This window comes from Planctomycetia bacterium, assembly GCA_034440135.1.
Classification (GTDB): domain Bacteria; phylum Planctomycetota; class Planctomycetia; order Pirellulales; family JALHLM01; genus JALHLM01.
Window position 1 is genome coordinate 21,026 of record JAWXBP010000102.1, and the last position, 7,524, is coordinate 28,549.

Consider the following 7,524-nt stretch of genomic DNA (forward strand, 5'->3'; position numbering starts at 1 on the left):
CGCGGTGTGCGATTTGGCTGCCTGGCGTTGGCGCTTCCCCAACTCACTCCGCTAGGATTTGACCCATGGCCAGCATTACCTCCGGCGACGCGCCGGCGCCCAAACGCTATGTACGCACCGTCGGTCCGCGGCTGCGCGTTTTGTTATTCTCAATCTTCGCGCTCGTGGCGGTGTTGGGCGCGAACTCGTGTTATCTGGCGGGCGTCACGGCAACCGAATGGTTCAGCGGGCGGACCTATCAGAACTATTTCTATCTGATGATGTTCCTGGTCCACGTCGTTCTGGGCCTGTTGCTCGTCGTGCCGTTTGTGGTGTTCGGCGCCATTCACATGATGGCCGCGAAAAATCGCCGGAATCGTCGCGCCGTGCGGATCGGATATGTGCTGTTCGCCGCCGGCATTGCGGTGTTGGCGACCGGCCTACTGTTAGTGCGGATCGAAGGCGTGTTCGATCTGAAACAACCGCTCGCGCGCGACGCCGTGTATTGGCTGCACGTGGCGACGCCGTTGGCGACCGTTTGGTTGTACTGGCTCCACCGGCTCGCCGGACCGAAGATTAAATGGCGCATCGGCGGCGCGTACCTTGGCGTGATGGGCGCCACCGTGGCGATCATGCTCATCCTGCAAACGCAAGATCCGCGGCTATGGAACGTCGCCGGCCCGGCTTCCGGCGTGAAGTATTTCGAGCCCTCGCTCGCTCGCACGGCGAGTGGAAAATTCATTCCGGCCGAAACGCTGATGATGGATCAATACTGCCTGGAATGCCACAAGGACGCCTACGACGGCTGGTTTCACAGCGCGCATCACTTTAGTTCATTCAACAACCCGGCTTACCTCGCCAGCGTGCGCGAAACGCGTGAAGTGTCGTTCGAGCGCGACGGCTCGATGCAGGCCTCGCGCTGGTGCGCCGGTTGCCACGATCCGGTGCCGTTCTTTAGCGGTGCGTTCGACGATCCCAAATTCGACGTCGTAAATCACCCCACGGCTCAGGCCGGCATCACTTGTACGGCCTGCCACGCGATTACCGACGTGCATAGCACGCGCGGCAACGCCGATTTCACGATTGAAGAGCCGCTTCACTATCCGTTCGCGCAGAGCGAGAACGCGGTGCTGAAATACGTGAACCGGCAACTCGTGAAGGCGAAGCCGAGCTTCCACAAGAAAACGTTCTTGAAGCCGCACCACAAACAGGCCGAGTTCTGTTCGACCTGCCACAAAGTGCATCTGCCCTTCGCGCTCAATCACTACAAGGAATTCCTCCGCGGGCAGAATCACTACGATCCCTTCTTGCTGAGCGGCGTTTCCGGCCACGGGGCGCGCAGCTTCTACTATCCGCCCAAGGCGCAAGAAAACTGCGCCGGCTGCCACATGCCGCTCAAAGAATCCGGCGATTTCGGCGCAAAGCTTTTCGCCAGCGCGAAAAAGCTGAGCATCCACGATCATCTGTTCCCCTCCGCGAACACCGGCGTCGCCTGGATGCGCAACGAGCCCGACATCATCACCAAGCACCAGGAATTCATGAAAGATATCGTTCGCATCGATATCTTCGGCCTCAAGGAAGGGGGGCAAATCGACAGCCCGTTGATCGCTCCGCTCCGTCCGGCGACACCAGCGCTCAAGCCGGGAACGGACTACTTGTTGGAATCGGTGATCCGCACCTTGAAGATGGGGCACTTGTTCACGCAAGGCACGGTCGACTCCAACGAAGTCTGGGTCGACGTCGCGATCAATTCAGGAGACAAGGTCATCGGCCGCAACGGCGCGATCGGCGACGACGGCACGGTCGATCCCTGGTCGCACTTCATCAACGTGTTCATGCTCGACCGCAACGGGAACCGCATAAATCGCCGCAATCCGCAGGATATTTTCGTACCGCTCTACAACCATCAGATTCCGCCGGGCGCAGGCCAGGTGGCGCACTATGGCTTCCGCGTGCCGGACGACGCCCGCGAGCCGGTGACGATCACGGTGAAGTTGCAATATCGCAAGTTCGACAAAGATTACATGGACTTCGTCGCCAAGGCCGCCAAGCCGGGCGATCTCCCCTTGCGCGGTCACAAGCCTGGCCAACCCTATCGCAATGAATTGCCGATCACGACGTTGGCAACTGACACGATCACGTTGCCGATCGAAGGCGGTTCGCCCGCGCCCAGCAATCCGGAATCGACGATTCCGTCCTGGCAGCGTTGGAACGATTACGGCATCGGCCTGTTGCTCGAAGGCCGTGCGGAATTGCGCCAATCCGCGGCCGCGTTCGCGGAAGTCGAAAAGCTCAATCGCTGCGACGGGCCGCTGAACATGGCACGCGTGTACTTGGAAGAAGGACGCCTCGACGAGGCCACGGCGGCGATTCAGCGCGCCACGCAGTTCAAGGATCCGCCCCCTCCGGCATGGACGGTCGCCTGGTTGTCCGGCAGAATCAACCAGCAACAAGGGCATCTCGAAGCGGCCGAAAAGAACTTCCGCAGCGTGCTGGAAGATCGCACGCCGGAAATGATCGAGCGCGGTTTCGATTTCAGCCGCGACTACGAAGTGATCAACTTGCTGGGACAAGTGCTGTTCGATCGGGCGAAGCAAGTCCGCGATCCCGCGAAGCAGGCGGAACGCGACGCCCTGTTGCGCGAGGCGGCGGCGACTTACGAAAAAACGCTCAAGGAAGACAGCGAGGACGTCGCCGCACACTATAACCTCGGCTTGATCTATCAGCAGTTGGGAGACGAGACGAAAGCACAAGTGCATCAAGCTGCGCACGCTCGCTATAAGCCGGACGACAACGCACGAGATAGCGCCGTGGCGGCGGCGCGCAAGAAATACCCTGCGGCCAATCACGCCGCGGAGGCCCTGGTGATTTATCCGTTGCAACGCGACGGAGCGCCGGGCCTGACAAGTCAACCTGCCGTCGAAACGGCGAGCACCGGGGGTGGACAATGAGCAACATGGAAAACCTGCCGCCGGACGGAGAAGACGCCGCCGTTGATGACGCGGTGATCGGTCGCGCGTTGCGCGGTTCGCTAGTGGTGCTCGTGATCGGCGCTTGTGTAATTGCCGGCGTCGTGTACCTGCGCAATCGTCCGAAGCCAGCAGAGACCAAGGCCACGCCGTTGGCCGCGCCGACCGTGCGGGATGCGCCGACCATCGAGCCGCCCACGGTGAAATTCACCGACGTCACGCAATCGGCGGGCATTACCTTCCGGCACGTCAACGGCGCGTATGGCAGTAAGCTCCTGCCTGAGACCATGGGGGGCGGCTGCGCGTTCTTCGACTACGACAACGACGGCGATCAGGACATCCTTTTCGTCAACTCGATGCCTTGGCCGGATCAGCCCGTCGCCGAAGGACAACCAGCGCCGACGGCGGCGCTCTATCAGAACGACGGGAAAGGCAACTTCGCGGACGCCACGGAATCAGCCGGCCTGAACCTCACTTGCTATGGCATGGGCGTCGCCTGTGGCGACTACGACGGCGACGGCTGGGTCGACCTGTTCATCTCCGCCGTCGGGAAGAATCACCTGTTCCGCAACGAGCAAGGCAAATTCGTCGACGTTACCGATGCCGCGGGCGTCGGCGGCGCGGACGCCATTTGGAGCACCGCCTCCACGTTCTTCGACTACGACAACGATGGCGATCTCGATCTCTATGTGGCCAACTATATCGAATGGTCGAAGGAGATCGATCTCGCCCAAGACTTTCAACTCGTCGGCGTCGGTCGCGCCTATGGGCCGCCGCGCGCGTTTCAAGGGACGTTCCCCTATCTCTATCGCAACCAAGGGGACGGCACCTTTGTCGATGTCTCTGAAGCCGCCGGCGTACAGGTGCGGAACAAGGCCACTAAAGTGCCGCTCGCCAAGTCGCTGGGCCTCGCACCGGTCGACGTCGATCGTGACGGCTGGCTCGATTTGATCGTCGCCAACGACACGGTGCAGAATCTGTTGTTCCATAACCGCGGCGACGGCACGTTCGAGGAAGTCGGCGCCGAGGCGGGCGTGGCCTTCGATACGGCCGGCAATGCCCGCGGTGCGATGGGCATCGACGCCGGCGCGTTTCGTAACGACGGTTCGCTGGGCGTGGTGATCGGCAACTTCGCCAACGAACCGACGGCGCTGTACGTCTCGAACGGCAAGTCGCTGAACTTCTTCGACGACGCGATCTCGAACGGCATCGGCCCCCCGTCGCGGCTGTCACTTAAGTTCGGCGTGTTCTTTTTCGACTACGACCTCGACGGCCGCCTGGACGTGCTGGAGGCCAACGGCCACATCGAGGATGAAATCAACCGCGTGCAGGAAAGCCAGCACTACGAACAGGCCCCGCAACTGTTCTGGAATTGCGGCGCCGCTCAAAAAAGCGAGTTCGTCCTGCTATCCGCCGAAAAGTGCGGCGAGGATTTCGTGAAGCCCATGGTGGGCCGCGGAGCGAGTTACGCCGACATCGACGCCGACGGCGACCTCGACGTCCTGCTGACCTCGGTCGGCGGCGCGCCGCGACTGCTCCGCAACGACCAGCAACTCGGCCATCACTGGCTCCGGCTCAAACTGCGCGGCGCGAACGGCAACCGCGACGCCCTCGGCGCCCGCGTCACGCTCACCGCCGGCGGCGTCACGCAAGAACGCCAGGTCATGCCCACCCGCAGCTACCTTTCGCAAGTCGAACTGCCCATCACCTTTGGCCTCGGCAAGGCGGATAAAGTAGAAAGCCTGACAGTCACCTGGCCGGACGGCAAGGAACAGAAGGTCGGGGATGTGAAAGTGGATCAACTGACTGAAATCGAGCAGGACGCCGGACAATGAATTCGTCGCCGTCGCCGTCGCCGCAAGAGCCATTGGTCTGCCGTACACGGCTGATCTGCGTTCTGCTTACATTCACGGTATTCCCTTTGCTCGCATTCGGCCCGCTGACGGGTAGTCTCGCAGCACTTTATTACACCGGCTTCTCATGGAAAGCGTGGCTGTTGGTTGGGCTGTTTCTATTCCTCGCCGGCTACATGTCGAAGCACATGTTGGAGAATTTTCATTGGGTCGAGCTAGACGGCAACACGCTTCGAGGGAAAAAGCTCGTGTCGCGCCGGCTGGTGGAAGTGCCGGTAGGCGAGATCATCAAGGTTGCACCACTTCGTGCCGTCGTCAACAATTCAACCAATCTAATCGTGGACCGCGTGCTGGGCTCGTCGATTCGCGGCTTTGAGATTCGTACTGCGTCCGGCGAGAAGTTCGGCCTCGTCCGTTACGACATGAAGGGATTCGATGAATTCATCCTCGCGCTTCACGACCTCAGGTCGGAGTGTTTTGGTTTCGACTCCTCGGCTACTCGCTAGAGTACTTCCGGCGTTTCTCTGGCTTGCGTGCGTGGCCGGATGCGGCGGCTGCAATCGCAACCAGCCCGCCGCACCACCAGCCGTCAAGCCGCCCGTCGTCGCTCCCGCCGAATTCAAACTCACGCCCGAGTTAGTCGCCGAGCACAATGTCGGTGTCGGGCACATGGGCAAGTTCGAGTTCGCCCCCGCGCAAGCGATCTTCGCCGATCTCGCGAAGCGTTATCCCGGCTGGGCGGATGTCAAAGTCGACCTGGCGATCGCCACCTTCAATCAACAGAAGCCGGACGAATCGTTCGCCTCGCAGTACATCGTCGATTCGCTGGCGATCCTCGACGATGTCTTGAAGATCGAACCGAAGCACCTCCGCGCCCGCTACTGCCAAGGCGTGCTGCTCTACTACCTCGGCAAAACCGACGAAGCCAAAGCGCATTTCGAGTTCGTCGCCGCGAAAGACCCAGCGGACGCCTTCGCCACGTACTTTGTCGGCCGCTGCCAGTTCAACGAAGGCCAGTTCGACGAAGCCCTCGCGCACTACCAACAAGCCATCGACCGCGATCCGTATTTCGCCAGCGCCTACTACGCGGCGTTTCAGACCTTGCAGCGGTTGCGCAAACCGGACGAAGCCAAGGCGATGATGGCCGACTTTCAAAAGCTGGAAGGCAACCCGCAGGCGCGTAAGGAGGCGATGAAGTATACGCGCATGGGCGCGAAGGCGGACGTAGTTGTCGCTTCGTTGCCGGAGGACAAGGCGGCCACAGCCAACGTCGAATTCGTCGAAGCCACGCAGCGTTTCGCACCACCGTCCGGTTTCACTTGGCGGGAGCCGAGGGATCAGCGTCAACCGGAGCCAAGCCTCACCTGCTGTGATGTCAACGGCGATGGACGGCTCGATCTCTTCCTCGCCGCTGGGCTGATCGAAGACGATCAGTTGCTCAACGCGGTATTCCTGCAACAGTCGGATGGCAAACTCTCGCTGTCGGCCGAGCACTCGCTGACGAAAGTAACCGACGCCTCGGCCGTCGCTTGGGGCGACTACGACAACGACGGACTCACCGACGCATACTTCGGTCGCCGCGGGGCAAATCAACTATGGCGGCAGACTGCGCAGAATCAATGGGAAGATGTCACCGATTCGACAGGCACTTCCGCTGGCAACGTATTTACCGCCGACACGATGATGATCGACTTTGACCACGACGGCGATCTTGATCTGGTCATCTTTCACGAGGACAGCAGTAAGACGCTCCTCGCGAACAACCTTGATGGCACGTTTCGAGCCCTGGGCGAGGAATCCGGCTTCAAACTCGGGCGTCTGGAATTCGGAGCGCACCAAATTGTTGCCACGGATTTCGATCACGACCGGGATGTCGATTTGATGTTTTTAGGGAAGTACTTCGCGAATCCCAACGTCGAACAACGGCAGGCCTACGCCAATGATCGACTGTGGAAGTTCTCGAACGCTAAGGGACTGGATCGCTTCATTACGAGAGGCTATCCGTATGACGTCGCGCTCGCGCTTGATAGTGATTCAGACGGCTCGACCGAGTTTTATTCATTGGGGGCGGGCCTCGAACGTTGGACGCATGCGGACAATGGCGCTTGGGAGCCAAAGTATCTTGGTCCAGTGATTATCAACTCTGCGCTTGCCGATCTGAGTCGAATGGCAGCTGCGGATATTGACGGCGATGGCCAATGGGAAGTCGCGATTTGCAAGTCCTCGACGATCGTCGTACGGGAACTGCGCGGCTCGAAAGAGCTATTTCGCGCCAAAACGAACTGGCCGGACGCGGTACGATTCGCAGCACTCGACAGCGTTCGGACATCTCTAGTTTGGTTTTCGCACGACGACAAAGAATTGGTCTTGTCGACGAAAACTCCCAAGAACGTCCCCTTCATCGGCTTGACCTTCTCCGGCAAAGAAGAAAAGCAAGACGAGATGCGTTCCAATCGTTCCGGCATTGGCGTCAAAGTAAACGCGCGGATTGGGTCAAAATGGTTTAGCGCCGAGACGTTTCGCAACGACTCCGGCCCCGGGCAGAGCTTGATGCCGTTGACGTTCGGCACGGCCGGCGCGGACAAGGTCGATTTCGTCATGCTTCACTGGTCCGACGGCGTGTTTCAGACCGAAACCAACCTGGAGGCCGGCAAGCTGCATCGCATCGAGGAGACGCAACGACAGACGTCGAGTTGCCCGCTGCTGTTTGTCTGGGACGGCGA

Annotated in this window: 4 protein-coding genes; all 4 read left to right on the top strand. The window is 60.3% G+C overall.

Annotation, left to right across the window (positions count from 1 at the left end):
• Window positions 1–65: 65 nt before the first annotated feature.
• Window positions 66–2,930 (top strand): multiheme c-type cytochrome, encoded by a 2,865-nt coding sequence (locus tag SGJ19_05970; protein ID MDZ4779780.1) that lies wholly within the window; start codon window positions 66–68, stop codon window positions 2,928–2,930.
• Complete coding sequence (locus SGJ19_05975; GenBank protein MDZ4779781.1) at window positions 2,927–4,783, top strand: CRTAC1 family protein; 1,857 nt, start codon at window positions 2,927–2,929, stop codon at window positions 4,781–4,783. Before SGJ19_05970 ends, SGJ19_05975 begins: the two co-directional genes overlap by 4 nt.
• Window positions 4,780–5,307 carry a hypothetical protein gene (locus tag SGJ19_05980; protein ID MDZ4779782.1) on the top strand — a complete coding sequence of 176 codons (528 nt, stop codon included), beginning with the start codon at window positions 4,780–4,782 and terminating at the stop codon, window positions 5,305–5,307. The genes SGJ19_05975 and SGJ19_05980 overlap by 4 nt, the downstream gene beginning before the upstream one ends.
• A 31-nt stretch (window positions 5,308–5,338) precedes the next feature.
• Window positions 5,339–7,524, top strand: a 2,186-nt coding sequence (locus SGJ19_05985) for an FG-GAP-like repeat-containing protein (GenBank protein ID MDZ4779783.1), incomplete at its 3' end; no start/stop codon positions are given.

Excerpts from the sequence above, each read along its gene's own strand:
- SGJ19_05970 (MDZ4779780.1), top strand. The coding sequence starts at position 66 with ATGGCCAGCATTACCTCCGGCGACGCGCCGGCGCCCAAACGCTATGTA.
- SGJ19_05975 (MDZ4779781.1), top strand. The coding sequence starts at position 2,927 with ATGAGCAACATGGAAAACCTGCCGCCGGACGGAGAAGACGCCGCCGTT.
- SGJ19_05980 (MDZ4779782.1), top strand. The coding sequence starts at position 4,780 with ATGAATTCGTCGCCGTCGCCGTCGCCGCAAGAGCCATTGGTCTGCCGT.